The 17,262-nt window shown below is 54.7% G+C and carries 15 protein-coding genes; 5 read left to right on the top strand and 10 right to left on the bottom strand.

All coding sequences use genetic code 11. The annotated features are described in order from the left end of the window. Nucleotides 1-115: 115 nt before the first annotated feature. The gene (locus DY252_RS11175) at nt 116-2,521 is read left to right on the top strand and encodes a tetratricopeptide repeat protein (protein ID WP_231959761.1); all 2,406 of its coding nucleotides are present in this window, start codon (nt 116-118) and stop codon (nt 2,519-2,521) included. Nucleotides 2,522-2,533: 12 nt separating this feature from the next. Here the strand turns inward: DY252_RS11175 and DY252_RS11180 are convergent, their stop codons facing one another. From DY252_RS11180 to DY252_RS11190, 3 genes are all read right to left on the bottom strand, one after another. Next, a complete protein-coding gene (locus tag DY252_RS11180) occupies nt 2,534-3,037 on the bottom strand; it encodes a universal stress protein (RefSeq protein ID WP_064789579.1) in 504 nt (167 codons plus the stop codon). Between the two features lie 229 nt (nt 3,038-3,266). Continuing rightward, nucleotides 3,267-4,034, bottom strand: coding sequence for a TIGR02186 family protein (locus DY252_RS11185; RefSeq protein ID WP_064789581.1), 768 nt, complete (start codon nt 4,032-4,034; stop codon nt 3,267-3,269). After that, nucleotides 4,034-4,957 carry a sulfite exporter TauE/SafE family protein gene (locus DY252_RS11190; protein ID WP_008890848.1) on the bottom strand — a complete coding sequence of 308 codons (924 nt, stop codon included), beginning with the start codon at nt 4,955-4,957 and terminating at the stop codon, nt 4,034-4,036. The genes DY252_RS11185 and DY252_RS11190 overlap by 1 nt, the downstream gene beginning before the upstream one ends. Before the next feature lie 120 nt (nt 4,958-5,077). On the opposite strand from DY252_RS11190, the gene DY252_RS11195 reads away from it, so the two are divergent. Both DY252_RS11195 and DY252_RS11200 read left to right on the top strand, forming a co-directional pair. Then, entirely contained in the window at nt 5,078-5,329 is a 252-nt protein-coding gene (locus DY252_RS11195) for a sulfurtransferase TusA family protein (protein WP_063089936.1), read from the top strand. A gap of 41 nt (nt 5,330-5,370) precedes the next feature. Further along, entirely contained in the window at nt 5,371-5,862 is a 492-nt protein-coding gene (locus DY252_RS11200) for a GNAT family N-acetyltransferase (protein WP_064789583.1), read from the top strand. Between the two features lie 34 nt (nt 5,863-5,896). Here the strand turns inward: DY252_RS11200 and DY252_RS11205 are convergent, their stop codons facing one another. From DY252_RS11205 to DY252_RS11220, 4 genes are all read right to left on the bottom strand, one after another. Continuing rightward, on the bottom strand, nt 5,897-7,291 hold the full coding sequence (locus tag DY252_RS11205) for a DUF2336 domain-containing protein (protein WP_064789585.1): 1,395 nt from the start codon (nt 7,289-7,291) through the stop codon (nt 5,897-5,899). Nucleotides 7,292-7,303: 12 nt separating this feature from the next. Next, nucleotides 7,304-9,040 (bottom strand): sensor domain-containing diguanylate cyclase, encoded by a 1,737-nt coding sequence (locus DY252_RS11210; RefSeq protein WP_064789586.1) that lies wholly within the window; start codon nt 9,038-9,040, stop codon nt 7,304-7,306. Next, nucleotides 9,037-10,905 carry an EAL domain-containing protein gene (locus DY252_RS11215; RefSeq protein WP_064789587.1) on the bottom strand — a complete coding sequence of 623 codons (1,869 nt, stop codon included), beginning with the start codon at nt 10,903-10,905 and terminating at the stop codon, nt 9,037-9,039. Before DY252_RS11215 ends, DY252_RS11210 begins: the two co-directional genes overlap by 4 nt. 328 nt (nt 10,906-11,233) lie before the next feature. Further along, entirely contained in the window at nt 11,234-11,938 is a 705-nt protein-coding gene (locus DY252_RS11220; protein ID WP_063089926.1) for a GGDEF domain-containing protein, read from the bottom strand. A 146-nt stretch (nt 11,939-12,084) separates the two neighbouring features. Here DY252_RS11220 and DY252_RS11225 point away from each other — a divergent pair, with 146 nt between their 5' ends. Then, entirely contained in the window at nt 12,085-12,393 is a 309-nt protein-coding gene (locus DY252_RS11225) for a DUF5818 domain-containing protein (RefSeq protein WP_008890840.1), read from the top strand. Nucleotides 12,394-12,401: 8 nt separating this feature from the next. Here the strand turns inward: DY252_RS11225 and DY252_RS11230 are convergent, their stop codons facing one another. Continuing rightward, a complete protein-coding gene (locus DY252_RS11230) occupies nt 12,402-13,181 on the bottom strand; it encodes an SPOR domain-containing protein (protein WP_064789588.1) in 780 nt (259 codons plus the stop codon). Nucleotides 13,182-13,183: 2 nt separating this feature from the next. Continuing rightward, nucleotides 13,184-15,427 (bottom strand): ATP-binding protein, encoded by a 2,244-nt coding sequence (locus DY252_RS11235; RefSeq protein ID WP_231959755.1) that lies wholly within the window; start codon nt 15,425-15,427, stop codon nt 13,184-13,186. Nucleotides 15,428-15,468: 41 nt separating this feature from the next. On the opposite strand from DY252_RS11235, the gene DY252_RS22155 reads away from it, so the two are divergent. After that, nucleotides 15,469-15,786: a hypothetical protein gene (locus DY252_RS22155; protein WP_165374883.1), complete on the top strand. Its 318-nt coding sequence runs from the start codon at nt 15,469-15,471 to the stop codon at nt 15,784-15,786. Here DY252_RS22155 and DY252_RS11240 read toward each other — a convergent pair. Next, on the bottom strand, nt 15,750-17,216 hold the full coding sequence (locus DY252_RS11240) for an aminotransferase-like domain-containing protein (protein WP_064789590.1): 1,467 nt from the start codon (nt 17,214-17,216) through the stop codon (nt 15,750-15,752). The genes DY252_RS22155 and DY252_RS11240 overlap by 37 nt on opposite strands. Nucleotides 17,217-17,262: the final 46 nt, after the last annotated feature.

Genomic DNA, 17,262 nt, shown 5'->3' on the forward strand with positions numbered 1-17,262 from the left:
AATTCCATCAAGGACGTGGTTTGTTAACGGTTGGACCTTATGGTGGGACGAAATCTGCTTTCTCTTGGGTAATAGGTATTCCTTGTCTGATTTTGCCGACATCTACCGTTCTGCATTGAACCTGTATGAGGCAGGTCGATACGCAGAGGCAGAAGAATCCTGTCAGCGAATGATCCGATCATTCCCACAGGCCGCAGAGGCAATGCATCTGGCCGGTCTCGTTGCGATGCGCCATGGTAATCAGTCCCTGGCAGCAGAGCGCATGGGGCGCGCCGCCATTGCCGATGCCAATAGTGCAGAAATTCAGCATGACCATGCGCAGGCCCTTAAGGCCATCGGCAAATTGCGTGACGCCGTTGGCGCGTTCAAGCGGGCCATTCGGTTGTGCCCGGATGCCCCGGCTCTTTATTGCAATATCGCCAATACCTATCGCCAGCTTGATGAACTTGAAGACGCGCGGGAAAATTATGAACGTGCGCTGGAACTGGCCCCGGATGTCGCCGAAATTCATGCCAATTATGCCGCCTGCCAATATGCGATGGGCGATATCGAAGGCGCTGAAACGTCTTGTTTGACCGCGCTTAAGATGCGTGACGACATCGTCAATGCATTGGTTCTGATTGGCCAAATTCGCCTGGATCAGGGCCGCACAGTTTCCGCAAGCGAACCGTTGCGCCGTGCGTTGTCTCTTGAACCCGGTCATCCGCGCGCATTGACCGCCTATGGCGATGCACTTTTCCAACTGGGTCAGTTTGCCGGTGCGCAACATTGCCTGCGACAGGTTCTGGCCCTTGATCCGGATGACGCGAAGGCGCGCAGGACCCTTGCGTTGCTTAATTTGCGTGTCGGGCAGGGGCTTGAGGCGATTGGTGCACTTGAGCCGCTATTGGCCCACAGTCCGGAAGATCCGCAATTGTTGCTGATGATGGGCGAGGCGCTTAGCCTTGTTGGCCGTCATGGCGAGGCCGTTGAACAGTTTGGCGCGGCCATTGGGGCCGGTGGTGGGGATGACGCGGTTTTCCGTCTTGCCGTCGAGCTGGCCGAAGAAGGCGACACAGGCTCTGCGCAGTCGGTCCTGCAAAGCGGGATAGATCGCAAAATTGCCGCGGGCGAGAATACCGCGCTATTCCGTACAGCACGCCGTTTGTTGTTTGCCCCCGTGCCGACCGATCTTGCCGCCCAGAATGATGAAGTTGTGCGTGATCTTCTTGATGATACGCTTGATGAAGACGCACTTGAGCCAGACCTTGAATTTGTTGGTTCTGACCGGATCGATCCCATTGTTCTGACCCGCTTTCCGCCGGTCTGGCGCGCCGCATTGCGCCCGGAAGGGGACAAGCAGTTACGCGCGGTTGGTCATTACTGGGAACGTCTGGTGTCCGGTTATGACGTGCCAGAAGTCAGTGCGTCTGCCACGCGGCTCGGTGGGAAAATCCGCATCGGCATCGTTTCGGCCAATATGTGTGATAATGGCGTCGGGCGTTGGATCGAAGGCCTTGCCGAGGCGATTGATCGCGACCGGTTTGATGTGACAATCATTCGTCCGCCGACGGGCGAGGACGACATTACCGCCCGCATTGACGAACATGCCGACCTTGTCGTGCCGTTGCCGCTTGATCCGTTGCATTCGGCACGGGTGATTTCCGGGCTTGGCCTTGATGTTCTGCACTATGTCGATCCGCAGGCGGATGCCTATACGATGTTGCTGGCAAGCTGGCGCTTGGCGCCGCTCCAGATTTCCGGTGGCGGGATTGCCGCGACCAGTGGTCTTTCCAACATTGATTATCATCTGATCGCCGAGGATTGGGAAACAGCCGGCGGTGAAAAGCGGTTCAGCGAGAAGCTGGTTCGCCTTCCGGGCTTGTTTGTGAATGCCACCCCGCCCGAACCTGTCGAGATGTCGACAACGGAGTTGCAGCGGCGCTGGCGATTGGCGCAGGACCGCAATACCTATTTGTGCCCGCAGCCGCTTGATGTCCTGACGGCCGAGTTCGATCCACTGATCGCCGAAATCTTGCGGCTGGATGAAACCGCAGAGCTTCTGTTGATTGCGCCGGAGCGTGATAGCTGGGATGCGGCATGGGGACGCCGGTTTGCCATCAATCATGCCGATGTTGCCGGTCGGATGCGGTTTGTGAATGTGCGCAACCGGAGTGATTTATTGTCGCTTCTATGTGCTGTGGATGTCGTGCTTGAAAGTCCGGCATGGAATGATGCGATGTTGGCCTTTGATTGTCTGGGCCTTGGTGTGCCGCTTGTTACCTTGCCGGGTAATGCGGCGCGGTCCCGGCGCAGTCATACCTGCTATCGTCAGATATCGGTCTTTGATTGCGTTGCCTATCATTCGGCCGATTTCGTTGATACGGCCCTGACGCTTGCGACCGATAAACGCCGTCGCTCGGTTGTTTCGCACGCCATCAAGAGCCGGTCACACATTCTGTTTGGCCAGAAATCATCCTTTGATGCCTATATGCAGTTTCTGGATAATTGCATTTCAGAACAACAGCGCGTGGCAATGTAAGATCAGTTTTGATCAGCTGAGCGCGTCAATGTCAGCTTCGGAAAGTGCCGCTGGCACAATGGTTAGCGGCAGGCGCAACTGACCAACGGTGTCGCTTTTGGTCAATGCCGTGATCAGCGGGCCGGGACCCTCACTTGTTGTGCCTGCGGCAAGGACCAAAATGGAAATCTGTTCTTCTTCGTCAAGAAGGTTCAGCAATTCGTCCTTGAGACGTCCTTCGCGGATGAACAGAAGCGGCATGCTGCCGGTTTGTTCATGAACATAGGCGGCCAGCTCGTTCACCCGCGATTCTGCCGCATCGCGGGCTTCTTCCTTCATCAGATCGCCAACCGCCATCCAATGCTGGAACTCGGCCGGTTCAATGACGCTCAGAAGGGCGACACGACCGCCGGTATGTTGTGCGCGACGGCAGGCATAACGCAATGCCTTGGTCATCTCATCGCTGTCATCCACGACAACAAGAAATGTCCTGTTCGAAGTCGCACGAAGTTCCTGATCGGCATCAAAAGAAGGCATATGGGTTCTCTGAACAGTTGCACTTAACCGCTGCGACACTGAACAGATGTGGGACTGTTGTTACGAGCGGACAGTTAAATTGTGCCGCAACTCAATGCCGGTTTCCAAGTGATTTTTGGTAATGACGACAAAGATTTATGCGGTGCATTCTGGTTGACAGTTATGCTGCGACTGCGAAATCGCAAGTGCACGGAATGCGCGTTTTGATGGTGAGTGGGGCTGCGCGCTGTTAGCGTTTGCGGAATGCAACACTGGCAATCCAGCCCGCAACCACGGCAATGATCACGGCAATAATGCCATAAAGGGCCGAGTAGCGATGGGCGAATTCATAAACCTCGGCACTGATGCCGGTTTTTGAAACAACCAGTGGTGTGGTTTTGACGCTGGCAACACGGCCGTCCCGGATCAGATACACATTGATGGTGTAGGTTCCCGTCGGCGTATTGGCCGGAAAATGGATATCAGTTCTAAACAGCTGATTGGACAGAAAACTGATCTTGGCCGGGCGTTCACCGAACAGACCAGCGCCTTGCATATTGCGCACCAGCGCCTCGCGATAGACTTTTTGATCATCATCGCTCAACTTGCTTTCGCCTATAAAGCGCTGATTTTGAAGGCCAATGCGGTAATCGAGCAAGACCTCCGGGGATGCGATGATGTCCATCGGGCGGTTTGATGCGCTGGCATAATAGGCTGGCACGTTCTTATAGCGCGCGCTTTCACTGTTGACCCAAATGCCGACTTTACGCTCTTTTTTTCGGACCACCATGTCCTGATCCGGGCCGCGCACCGTGACGACAACGTCACCTTCTTCCTCGACCGCGCCAAACAACAAAACATTGGTGCCGGTAAAGCCGGTGGTGATGGCCACAAGATGGTTGGATAAATCGACAACCAGCGGATCAGCCGATGCCTTTTTGGGGCTAGCCCCGATACTTAAAAGCGGCAGTGCCAAGGCAATCATAACTGCGGCCCGAATGGCTGAGGGTACTGTCATCACAGATCCCCCGGCATTACGGAATAAAGGTCGCTTGGTGTAATCACCAGATCAAACAGAAGCTTCAGGCAGACCGACAAAACCAAAAGGCCAAGCAGGGCACGAAGATGTTCCGCCTTGAGGCGGGAGCCAAACTGCGCACCAAACTGTGCGCCGATTACGCCGCCAATCAGCAACAGGATGGCAAGGGCGACATCAACCGTCTGGGTTTGCACTGATTGCAGGAAGGTGACGTTGGCCGTGACAAAGATGATCTGAAACAGCGATGTGCCAATGACAACGCCGGTTGGCATGCCCAGCAGATAAATCATGGCCGGCACCATCACAAAGCCGCCGCCAACGCCCATCAATGCGGTCAGCATGCCAACAAAGAAGCCAACGGCAAGCGGCAGCAGGGCGCTGATATAAAGCCCGGAGCGATAAAACCGCATTTTCAAGGGCAGGCCATGGATAAAGCTGTGTTGATGTTTCTTGGATCGGCGGATTTGGCCGCCGCGACGCCGTGTACGGAAAATGGCGCGCGTGGCTTCAAACAGCATCATGCCGCCAATGATACCAAGGAAGATCACGTAGCAGAGCGAAATAACAAGATCGATCTGACCAAGCGATCGTAACCAGGCAAATACCCAGACACCGACGGTTGACCCAACAATACCGCCTGCCAGAAGAACCAGACCCATTTTAAGGTCGACATTACCGCGCTTCCAATGGGCGAACACACCCGACACAGAAGATGCCACAATCTGGTTCGCAGCAGTTGCCACGGATACGGCTGGGGGAATACCATAGAAAATCAAAAGCGGCGTAATCAGAAAGCCGCCACCAACGCCAAAAAGACCCGACAAGAAGCCGACCCCGCCGCCCAGTCCCAAGATCAGAAATATATTTACCGATATCTCGGCAATCGGGAGATAGATTTGCATCGCGGGCGGGCTAACAGCGTTTGATTGATTGTTGTGGTTCAGTCTAACATATTGTGCAAATGCAACAATCGCCAATTGCCGCTATATCGGACCGGTTTCGTATTTTTTATAAGGTTTCTTATGTCGACATCTTCAAGTGGTCCCCATGATGCAATTCTCGACGCGCGCGGACTGATGTGCCCGATGCCCGTTCTGAAGGCAAAAAAAGCACTGCGTGACGTCAAGGATGGCGGGATTCTGCAAGTCCTTGCGACCGATCCCGGTTCTGTTGCTGATATGAAAGCCTTTTGCGAGATGACCGGTAATCGACTGATATCGTCTGAACAGGACGAAGATGTTTTTATCTATCACATTGAAAAATCCGGTACCTGAGACGGGGTTTTAAAGGGCCCCACACGATGAAAGTTCCCTGAATGTTGCCAACCCCACCTAATCTGACTTGGCTGGATTGTGATTTTGATGATCTGTCCGCGCGCCACGTGCACAGCCTTTTGAAGCTTCGCCAGCAGATTTTTATTATCGAGCAGACCTGCATATTTCCCGACATAGACGGGCTTGACCCGCGATGCAGGCACATTGTTGCCTATGAGGGGGACGATGTTCTGGCTGCTGCGCGTATCGTTGCACCGGGTATTGATCCCGACCATGCAGAACAAGGTGACCGTCCCGCGATTGGCCGTGTTGTTACCAGCGATCGTTTGCGCGGGCAGGGCATTGGCCGCGAGGTGATGCGCCGTGCGATTGAGGTTTGTGAAAAGCAGTTTGCAGGCAAACCGATCTACCTGAACGGGCAGCTATATCTTCGAGGTTTCTACGAAAGCCTCGGCTTCGTGCAATTCGGTGATGAATATGACGAAGACGGTATCGCCCATATCAGCATGGAACGCCCGGCGAACCTGAAATAGGTCCGACAGGAGGAATGACCAATAGCGGCGGACCTCAGCGTGCGCCGCTGGTCGCCATGCCGGTAAAGAATTCAAGCTGCCAATTCATGTCATCCTCGCTTAGCGGATACTGATTTCCGCTGCGGGGATTAAGTGTCTGGCTCGGCGGCACGTGACCAAGCTTGACCTGAATTTTCACAGCAAGATCGGCTGGAAGGCCAGCCTTCCATGCCAAGGACACAACGCCTTTTGCCGAATGGGTGTTCAGCACCTTAGATACGGCGTCGGGCGAAATTCCGGCCAGAACGGCCAGCGATGCGCGGGCGAATTTGACATCGTTTGCGGCCAGCGCCTTTGCCACTTCCTGATCGGTCAGCTTTTTCTTGGCATGCATGGCAAGTGCCTTTTCAAAGGCAGGTTCGCCTTGTTCTTCGTCACCGTCTTCTGCAACCTCGCCTTTTTTGTCAGACTTCGGTTCTGCCTTGTCCGACGGTTTGGCTTTTTCCTTGTCGGCTTTGATCTTTTTCGCATCGGTCGCAACGTCGTCGCGCTTTTCGAATTCGCCAGATGCGATACGGCGCTGAACGACTTCGCGGACCGCATCAAGCTGGTCCTTCTTCAGGTCTTTGCGGCGTTCCAGCACACTGATCAGGTTTTCGGCGACAAAGCGCGCCAGTTTTCCGGCTGCGGTCGGTGTCAGGGTTGGGCGTTTGACAAGGGGTTCGTGCCATTCCGGGTAGTCCGGTGCGCGATCAATCAGTTGATCAAGCGTTTCTTCGCGGATCTGTGCAGACTTGTTGCCAAGCAGATGGGAAATCGCATCCTTGTCACTGCTTGCGGCAATGGCATCGGCAAGCTTTTCACCAACATTTCTGCGGCGCGACACAAAGCTGAGCGCACCACGACCAGAGCTGCCTTCAATGATTTCAAGCAGATCTTCCTCGGTCAGAACCGGCGAATACTGCAAGACCGGTCCAGAAACGACACTTTCGGCGTCGCGTGCAAGCTGCTGAATGATTGGCTGCGGGGCGTCGGCAATATCTTTGAGGGTTTCAGAGATCACTTGGCGGACGTGAACAGCCTGGTCACGGACAAGCTTGTCGAGCGCCTCATAGGTCATACGGCGCAGTTTGTCCGTCTCGTGGGCGGTCAGACCGGCAGAAAGATGCGCGATCTTCTCGGCAAGACTGCCGCGAACACTGTCATCGCTATCATCGGTCAGAAGGACATCGGCCTGAACTGGTGTTGCCTGGTTGGCAGCAATGTGACGACGAACGGAAGAATCGTGGTCAGTGGCGAGGAAATACAGGATTTCAGGGCGGGTATCATGGCGTTGTGCCAGCTTGCCGCGAACATCTGCATCCGGGCTTGCCGCCATTTCCTTGGCTTCGTCATAGGTGATTGGCGTTTCGCTTCGCTTGGTAAATACCCGCTGCAAAAATCCCTTCATCGGGCATTCCTCCTAAACTTCGATTTTTGCCGGGTCTTTTGACCCCGGCGCGGCAGCGATACCAAAACGGCCTTTGCCAAGTTTCTTGACCTGATACATGGTCTGATCTGCGCGTTGCACAAGTTGTTCAAGCGTTTCTTTTGAATCAGGTTCGTGAACCGCAATACCCACGGAAATGCCCAATGGATGTTCGGCATCCCCGGAATATTTTCCAAGAACGGCACTTTCCTTCATCAGGGTCTTGGCGCGTGCCGACGCGGCCGGAATATCAGCACCTTCCAACCACAGAACAAATTCGTCGCCACCAAGGCGGGCTACAAGATCAGATGGCCGCACATTATCAAGTAACACTTGCGTTAACGTAAGAATGGCGTCGTCGCCAGCCTGATGGCCATGGATATCATTGACCAGTTTGAAGTTGTCCATATCGACATACATCAAAGCCGCAGGCGCATTTTCACGGCGCAGGCGACTGTGGCGACGTTTGAGTTCCTCAAAGAACGCGCGACGGTTCAGAAGTCCGGTCATGCCATCAGTACGCGAAAGCGTCAGGATGCGTTCATGCTGGATGGCCTGTTCAATGGCGATACCGACCTGATCGGCAACCTCGGTCATGATGGCACGTTCGCCGTCGGTTGGTTCCGGGTGATCCGCATCAAACATAAAGATCACAGCGCCATTGTTGCGCTGATGATAATGGCAACGAAGGCCAATGAGCCGGTAGTTCCCGACATGGGCATCAAACGTTTCATTCGTTTTTTGCATTTGGTGAAGCGCCTGGTGGGCGATCTCATTGGCCGCCTTGTCTGCATCGCCGGCGGTTAGTTCAAGGTCGCCAGTTTCATCATTTCGTTTGAAGATAACGCAATGGGAGCAGGCCAATGCACGCGTGCTGGCCTCTGACGCGCCCTTAAGGACCATAAGTGGATCAATTTCATCACGCATGGTGCGCACGATATAGGTCATCAGGCGGTCACGATTTCGGGCGGTTGCGACTTCGCTTTCGCGGCGGCGTTGTTCGGTAATGTCGTGGGCAAGACCACGTGTGCCGATCCAGACCCCGTCGCGCGAATAGACGGGCGTCGATGAAACCGAAAGACACGCATCGCGTCCGTTCGAACGCCGGAACCAAACCGGGACATCACGCACGGCCTTCTGGCTGCGAAATACGTGTTCGCTGTCCTGATCGGCAGTATCAAGCAGGAATTTCCCCGGGAACCGTCCGACAATGTCATCAGCACGGTATCCAAGTGCTCCGCGCGGAGAGACAAAGATAAACTTTCCCGTTTCATCGGTTTCCCAGGCAAAGGCGGACGATACTTCGACAATGTCGCGGTAGCGCTGGCGCGAGTCGATCAGTGCTTCACGCAAGTTCCGGTCCATGCTGACATCACGCGGCAGGATCATGACCTCGTTTTTGGTGGTCGGCAGGGCAGTTAGCTCCAGTGTTGCGGTGCCGCGCTGGACTTCAAAGGTCATCAGTTCAACCACGCCACCCGGTGTGGTCAGGGCGCGTCGGATCAGTTGATAGATTTCAGGGAACAGGCCGTCACGAATGCCATTGGCAAAGCCGACAGCATTTTTGTTGGCAAATAGCGGCACGCCCTTTGCGTCCATCACGATGACGGGGGCCTCGGCCTCGGCCATGACTTTGGGGTCAAGGGTAAACACGTCGGCATCGTAGTTTGTCAGATCGTCTGCAAAGTCTGTGTTCTGGTTTTGCGGATCCACCGGATGACGGGAAGTCATGCGCGTCCTCCTGTTGTGGTCGACGCGTTCTGATCGTCGGTGTCGGCACTGCTATTTGAGCTGGCGAGATTGGTCTTGTGATAATCGTCTTCGCTGCCAATCGTGATTGGCGGCCCCAGATGATAGCCTTGACCATAGTCGATACCCAGATCACATACCAGTTCGTAACTGGCCTGATCGTGGATCATTTCGGCGATCGTATGAATACCAAGATCGCGACAAAGCAGGGCGGTCGCCTTAAGAAATGCGCGCCCTTTTGGATTGGCAAGCGCAGTTCTCATTGCCCCGCCATCAAACTTGATAATGTCGACATCAAGCGCACTCAGATATTCGAAGTTGGCAGCCCCGGCACCAAAGTCATCCAGACAGATCGCATGGCCGCGGGCTCGGAGCATCTGCAACCCGTTATTCACATCGGTCAATCCGCGAATACGCGACGTTTCGGTAACTTCGAAAAGGATTTGTTCCGAGGGGATGTCATAGTTGCCAAGCAGTTCGATCAGAGCCGGCATGAAACCGGCCTGTTCAAGCGAATGGCCGGAAAGATTGACGGCAACCGGGTAGGGGATGCTGTCAGGATTTTCGCGCAGGTGATCAAGAACCTTGCTGCACATTGCCAGATCAAACTCGGTAATCAGACCGGTTCCCTCGGCGAAATGAATGATCTGGTCAACAGCGAGCGGACTTTCACCGATGTTAAAACGCGCCAAGGCTTCGAAATGATGCATTTCCCGATTGCCAAGATGGACAATCGGCTGCAATGCAACTGCAAAGGACCCATTTTCTACAATCTCGCGGAAGGCACGCACGGACTTCAGTGTTTCGTTGATCAGGTGCGGCAGGCTTGCCGAAAGGCGGGCGGCGGTGACGTCATTCTGTGCCTTGCGCTGCATCCGGTTGAGCGCATAGGCAACTGCCCGTGTCAGGTTGGTATCCCGGTCACTTTCGGCATTCTCAGTATCGAAATGATGGATGTTCCGAGCACTTTCGTAGTCATTGCCAAACAGGTCTGCTGTTTTGGACTTTTTGGTATTTTTGCCGTTAACGCCCGAGGTATTGGTCAACGACATCAATCCGCTGATATTCTCGGCCGAGGTGGTTTTATCAATTTCCTCAAGGTCGGCGCGCAGCGCACTGGCATAGGCCACGATACGGCGTTCGAGTTCGATCATCGGTTCGTCAACCGGATGAATTTTGTGCGGTCGTCGTGACTGTTCCTGATCCTTAACCACACTGGCATTGAATTGCTTGGCGCCAATTCCGATCAGACGTGCCAATTCATTGGTTGCGGCCGTTTCCGCCTGGGAGCGCGAAGCAGCCAGGTTTTCGAGCACGACCAAGGCTTCGTTATGGTAGTTCATGCTTGAAAGATCACCAACCGAACCGGTCTGGCTGGTTTCGGCGTTCATGTTCTGGCGAATGACGGCATTCTGCAAAATGATACGGTCAATGCCCGATCTGGCCCGAGGACGAATGGCGCGGTGGCGCGCTGCGATGTAATAGCGGCTTGAAGGATCGGCGATCATGTAGCCGCTGAGTGACAGCGGCACAGTTTCCTGAACCGGTTTGCCGTCGGACTCGCAAAGCTGGAAATCAAGATCAAGCTCTTCAAGGCGTTTCAGCCCAGTGCCGCCGTGAAGATAGGCGCGCAGCAAAGGACGTTCGGACTTAACAACAATTTTCTCGAAGGCTTCGCCGATCAGACGGTCTGGCGTGCATCCCAGAAGGCTTTCGGTCGCGCCTGCGACAAACAGAATATAGCCGTTCTCATCGACCTCAAGAAGCATGTCAGCCCAGCAGAATGCCATGGCTGCCAGAAGGTCTTGGTCATTCGTTTCCGCCGAGTGGCCGGTGCTGTCTGTCATTTTCGACCCGTCATCGTAAGCCGCCTGTTTGTTTTTCTAAGCCGCAGCTTTGCCTGTCTCTCATAAATAGCGATCTTACAAAGGATATGAAGGATTTGCACTTGATATGGCAAAAAAAACATTCCGGCTTCAAAAGATCGATTTCTCACACGACGCAAGTGATGGATCGCCGTCTGATTTGACGGTCTCGGAGAGCCGATTTCAGGTCGACTGATTGACTATGTTGGTACAACCCCATGGGGTGTTCATGGCCGGTCTGCGCGCAGCAGAGCATATAATCGACAAGGAAGGTTAGGGGGGTGAGGTCGACATCCTGTTTTAACGGATATCAGGCGGCGTTATGGTCGGCTTTCCGGGGCTCGTTTGCCTCGCGGCGGCTGTGCTTCTGATCGTACATGGCTTCATCAGCTTCGCGGATCAAATCGGCAATATCGCATTTTGCGCCAAAGGATGCGTGACCGAAGCTTGCCCTGATCGACAGCGCCTTGCCCTGCCATATCAGCGGGAATCGCTCGGTCGCGTTCTGAAGCTGCACAATCCGTTTTGCCGCTGCGGCAGGATCGCTGCCGGTCATCAGGATGGCAAATTCGTCGCCGCCAAAGCGGGCAACAAAATCATCAGACCGGGTGTGCGTGCGCAGGTTCTGCCCAAAATGTCGAAGGACGGCGTCCCCCGCAGCATGCCCGTGCATGTCATTGATTTGTTTGAAGCCATCAAGATCGGCAATGACCAGAATGCCGCGTTCGTCGGTCCGTGACGCGCGCGAGATTGCCTCCCGCGTGCGCTTCATGAAGCCGCGACGGTTATAAAGCCCGGTCAACTCATCGGTTTCGACCATGAGTTCGAGCTGTCTGATCCGGTTTTGCTGCTGATCAAGGCGGGTTTGCATGTCACGGGCAAGATCAACCAATGTCGAAAGCGCACTACGTTGTTCGCTTTCGTCTGTTTCTTCGGTCGCGCGATTGTTGATTGCCGTCTGATGCTGAAAATCAGCAGCAAGCTCTATCAATAAATCTATCTGCGACTTTTCCATTGGGCGTCTTGTTCTCAATGACATTGGATACCGAAACCCTTAAAAGGGGTGGAACCATTCTATCTTTCATGGCGTTACAAGAACATTAACGCACATGAAGCGTATTTGTGACGAAGCACGGTCGATCACGCAAAGGAGCACGACGGATGAAGTACCTTTTTGGGGCCGGATTGGCGCGAAAAATCGCGGTTGCGGGTGTGGCTCTGGCGTTGGCAGGGTGTTCGTTCCTGCAAAAAGAAAACTTTACGGTTGGTGGTGAAATCACCGATCAGGGGCAGGAATGCGTTACGTTCCGTGCCGAAGACGGGACGCTTTATGCACTCGCCAACAAGGCAAGCAGGCTGCGCCCGGGCGATAAGGTACGCATCACCGGCCATCTGGCACTGATGACGACCTGTACCGAGGCAACAACCCTGATCGTAGACAAGATTGTCCTGCTTGCACCTGCTGACTGAGCCTTGGTCTAGCGCGCAGTTGCAAAACAATCGGTGCCGTCAGCCTTGAGCTGGCGGCATTGTTTTTGCGCAGACTCCGAGTCTTCAAATCCGGCAAGCTGCAGCCGGTGATAAATGCCCTGACTGCCGAGATCGGCGGATACGATTTTTTTGTCGTGCGATTTCGCCAGTTCCGGATAGCGGATACTAAAGCTTGCCCAATAGGTTTCAGCGGTAAATGTGTCGCGAAAGGCGCCAAGCTGAATCCGGAAACCACCACCGTTGACTGCCGACACAGGCGTTGCTGTTTCAACAAGATCAGATGCCGTCGTGCGTTGCACGGTCACATCGGGCAGCGTGGTCTGAGTCGGAGGCGAAGTTATTGAAGGTGCCGGGGTAATCCGAGTTTCCGTGGGCTTTGGTGTCCTTTGACGGACTGGTTGGACCGAACGGATTGGTGGTTTACCGTTGATCGTCCGTTGATACTGATCTGCCAAGGAGGGGATTTCGATTTCTTCCTTAAGCCGGGTTTCAGTTGAAATTGTTCCGGGCAGGAGGCTGAGAGGCTGATTGCCTGATCGCACACTTGACGCGCGGGCAGGCAAATCTGTCGGGATGATATCGATCCCGGTTGGTCCTGTTTCAGGGGCAAGCGATTGTGCCACTGCACCGATATTAAAGATCATGGCGGTCATCAGTGCCGCAGCAAAAGTGACCGAAAAAGAAAAACCACCCCACAATCCGGCAAAGCCAATCGCCTGCGACAACTGTATCGCAGGGTTTGGATATGCGTGGGGTGGTTTCGCCATTCCTACATCTCCGTGCGCGGGCCATATGCATGGCGTTCGCGCAAAATCAGATCATTGTTGCGCAGGCGTTCCATGGCTTTGCCATAGACTGTGTCTGGCGCATATTGACCATCTGTCCGGTCACCTGTTGCCATCCCGGTCAGAAGCTCAATCGCATCATTGATGTGTTCCACCGTCCAGATGTTGAATTTGCCCTGGCGAATGGCTTGAACGACTTCCTCGCGCAGGACAACGTTTTCCGCATTGGCCGAGGGAATGATTACGCCCTGATCACCGGTAAAGCCCTGATCAGCGCAAATGCGATAGAAACCTTCGATCTTGTGAGAAATACCGCCGACCGGCTGCGCCTGGCCAAACTGGTTCATCGACCCCGTGATGCCGACATTCTGGCGCATCGGGATGTTGGAAACAGCGGAAATGATGGCGCAAAGTTCCGCCATCGACGCAGAATCCCCTTCGATCCCGCCATAGTTCTGTTCGAACGTAACGTTACAGGCAAAGGAAAGCGGGAAGTCCTGCGCAAAGCGTGATTTCAGGAAGCCTTCGATGATCATCACAGACTTTTGCTGCAATGGGCCAGACATATCGACCATGCGTTCGATGTTTAGAACGCCGAGGCTACCGACATAGGACCGTGCCGATACGCGTGCTGGCAGGCCAAATGCATGATCGCCATAATCGAGAACCGTCAGTGCGTTGACTTGACCAACCACGCTGCCAAAGCTGTCGATCAGGATTTCGCGCCGTTGGACCCGTTCATGGGATCGGTCTTCAAGGCGTGAATTGCGATGGCGCCGCTCCTCGATCGCACGCCGTACATCCGCCGCACGAATGGTTTCGCGACCTTCGGCCTTGCTAAGTGCTCCGGCCTCGATCGCGACATCTTCGACCCGTTCAATCTGGGCTGTCAGCTTGTCACGTTCGCCTGCCCAACGCGCCGCCTGACCAAGCAATTGTCGGATCGCACCATTATCAACCGGGATGCCGGAGCGTGACAGGGCGGATGCCCGCAGAAGCCCGGTATAGATCGAAATGTTGCGACCAGCCGCTGGCATGTCGGCATCAATATCTGCCTTGACCCGGAAGTGGTTTCTGAAATCCACATCCAACGAGAAGAAGGTGTAATAGAACTTCGGCGCGCCGACGATCACGACCTTGAGGTCAAGCGGGATCGGGCGGGGTTCCGGTGCGCCTGCGGTCGGCGGGCCGCCCTTGTGGGTTTCCTCGATACGGATTTCACGGTCACGAAGGGCTGCTTTCAAAAAGCCCCAGCATTCTTCGTGTTCCAGAAGGCTTTCCGCACGCAACACAAGTACGCCGCCATTGGCGCGATGAAGTGCGCCTGGCTTGATCAGGCTGAAATGCGGATGCATGCCGCCACCCATCGGGCGGTACTGAATTTGCCCAAACAGGTTGTCGTAGCTTGGACTCGGTTCAAGCACGACATCGGGGTGGTTATCACGCGAATGATCGATCAGCAGGTTGACGGCATAGCGATCATCGACCGTTTCGGGGATCTTGCCGTCCCCGCTTTCGATGGCGGGTTGGTCGCTGGCTTCCTCAAACGCGTCGATATTGTCGAGAATGTCTTTTTCAAGCGCGTCGAACCATGCCTTAAGGCCGGGGCTTGTGAATTTGTCGCGCAGTTTCTTGATGCGCGGTTTCAGAACAACCTTTGCTGCCCCGCGACGCAGGCTATCAAGGGTGTCGGCGATCTGTTCTTCGAGGTCGCGGGTGGAAAGCAGCGTTTTGCGGGCTTCTTCGGCGACGTCCTCAAACGCGTCTTCGGCCTCATTGCGGCGATCCTTGGGAATTTCATCAAGGGAAACCGGTTCGCCTTCCTCGTTCAGCGCGACAATCATCACGCCTTTTTCGTTTTCCTGAACATCCAGACCCCGTTCACGCGCATATTCACGCAACGCATCGAACTTTTCGCGAAGCTGTGCACGGGCTTCTTCGGTCTGGGTCTGGGTTTCGGTCAGGTGGGCCGGGGCATTGAAGGCCGAGGCAAAAGCTTCTCGCAGATGCGTGATCAGCGTTTCCATCGCCGCCAAAAGCTTTTGCCCCTGACCGGCCGGAAGGGCATAGGGGCGCGGGCGATTGGTGCGCGAAAAATTGTTCAGATAGACCCAATCATCGGGGGCGTCGCGTTCTTCCATGGCCTTGTTGAGGTAATCGAGTGTCGCCGTCATGCGGCCAGCGCGATCAAGGCCAAGAACAAAAATGTTGAAACCGGGTTCGGACATCGAAAGTCCGAATTTAAGAGCCTCTGCCGCGCGGTAATGCGATGAAAAATCGAATATTTTCGGCTGTTGGTCTTTGTGTGGGCTGCGAATACGGAAATGCGGGAAACCGCAATCATCTGCGTCAAGGCGGGAAACTGGCATCTGCTGACTTTCTGCTGCCCAAGATCAAGGTATCAAGTAGGGGCAAGAAGCTCCTGCAATATATCTTGGAAGCAACGCAATCACCCGGTCAAGCGTTGCGTGCGGAAATAATTGAAATGCCAGTAAGAACCGTGACTTCGCCTCAAAATTCCACGGCCATCACGCACAAGAAAAACGTGCGTTACATGACGACAGAATTGCCAAAATCACTGCTTTGAAGCAGTCGGTCGACGATTTGCACGCCGCGGCGCAATCTTTCGGGGGATCGTTCTGCGCCGAAGCATAGGCGCAAACCCCTTGGCACGTGGCCAACAGCGAATTGCTGTGCTGCGGTCAAAAGAACACCATTGTTGGCCGCATCCATCACCAGTTCACTGGTGTCGATATGTTCGGGAAGTTCCAGCCAGATGTGATAGTTGGTCGGGTGGAAACGGATATCATAACCCTTGAGCGTGCCAAGCACGATCGCGAGGCGCTTGGCCGCTTCTTCGCGGTGCCATGCCTCGAACTGGGCAAGGCTGCCATCCATGATCATGCGTGTGACAAGTTCCAGGTTGATGGTTGAAACCATCCAGCAGGTGGACCGAATTGCACTGGCAAGTTTGCCGATCATTTCGCCCGGTGCATGGATATAGCCGACACGCAAACCACCACCGATGCTTTTTGATACGCCATCAAGATAAATGCTGCGTTCCGGTGCAAAGCAAGACAGCGGGGGTGGGGCATCCGGATCAAGGAATCGATAAATGCCGTCTTCGATCAATGTCAAATCATATTTACGCAAGATTTCGGCAATTTCGATGCGGCGCTTCTGGCTCATGGTGCTGCACAGCGGGTTGTGCAGCGTCGGCATCAGATAAATAGCACGCGGACTTTGTGTGCGACACATGTTTTCGAGCGCGTCAGGCATGATGCCGTCGTCGTCCATGGCCACACCGCGCAGACGGAACTGCAACAAATTGGCAAGGCTGCGCAGGTTGGGATAGGTGAGTTCTTCGCACAGGACAAGATCGCCGGGGCGTACTGTCGCCAGCAGCGAGACTGTCATGCCATGTTGCACGCCCGCCGTTGGTAACACGCGTTCCGGATTGTCATCCAGCCCCAGTCTTCCGGCGGAAAAAGCCAATGCTTCACGCTGATGGGCAACGCCATATTCCGATTTGTACGACACCATATCGTCTGTCGACATGGTAGTCGCAACCTCAATCAGGGTCTCGCAAATGCGGCCTTCCCTTGGCGGGAGAGGGCAGTTCATCCTGAAATTGATCGGTCCGGTATCTTCGGTCGAGTTTGACTGGGAATTCGTCGATGGCGCAGCACCGGTCGATCGCGCCAGCTGGGTGAGGTTGTTGGTAAAGGCCATCGGAATCGGGGCGGTGGCCGCCATATCAAGTTCCGACTGGATATTGTCGAGCACATAGGTTCCACGGCCAACTTCACCAGCCACCAACCCCAATCTTTCCGCCTCGCGGTAGGAGCGGGTAATTGTGCCGACCGTGACGCCAAGTTGATAGGCAAGGTCGCGATGGGTGGGCAGTCGGTCTCCGGGTTTCAGAGAGCCGTCTTTGACCGCTTTGCGGATGGCTTGCGCGATCTGTCGATAAACAGGACCACCAGCCTCATCAAGTTTCGGGAACCATATTGTCATGGTTACAATGTTTAAATTGACACAATAATAATGTCAATGACAAAAC

It is taken from the genome of Thalassospira indica, from assembly GCF_003403095.1.
Classification (GTDB): Bacteria; Pseudomonadota; Alphaproteobacteria; order Rhodospirillales; family Thalassospiraceae; genus Thalassospira; species Thalassospira indica.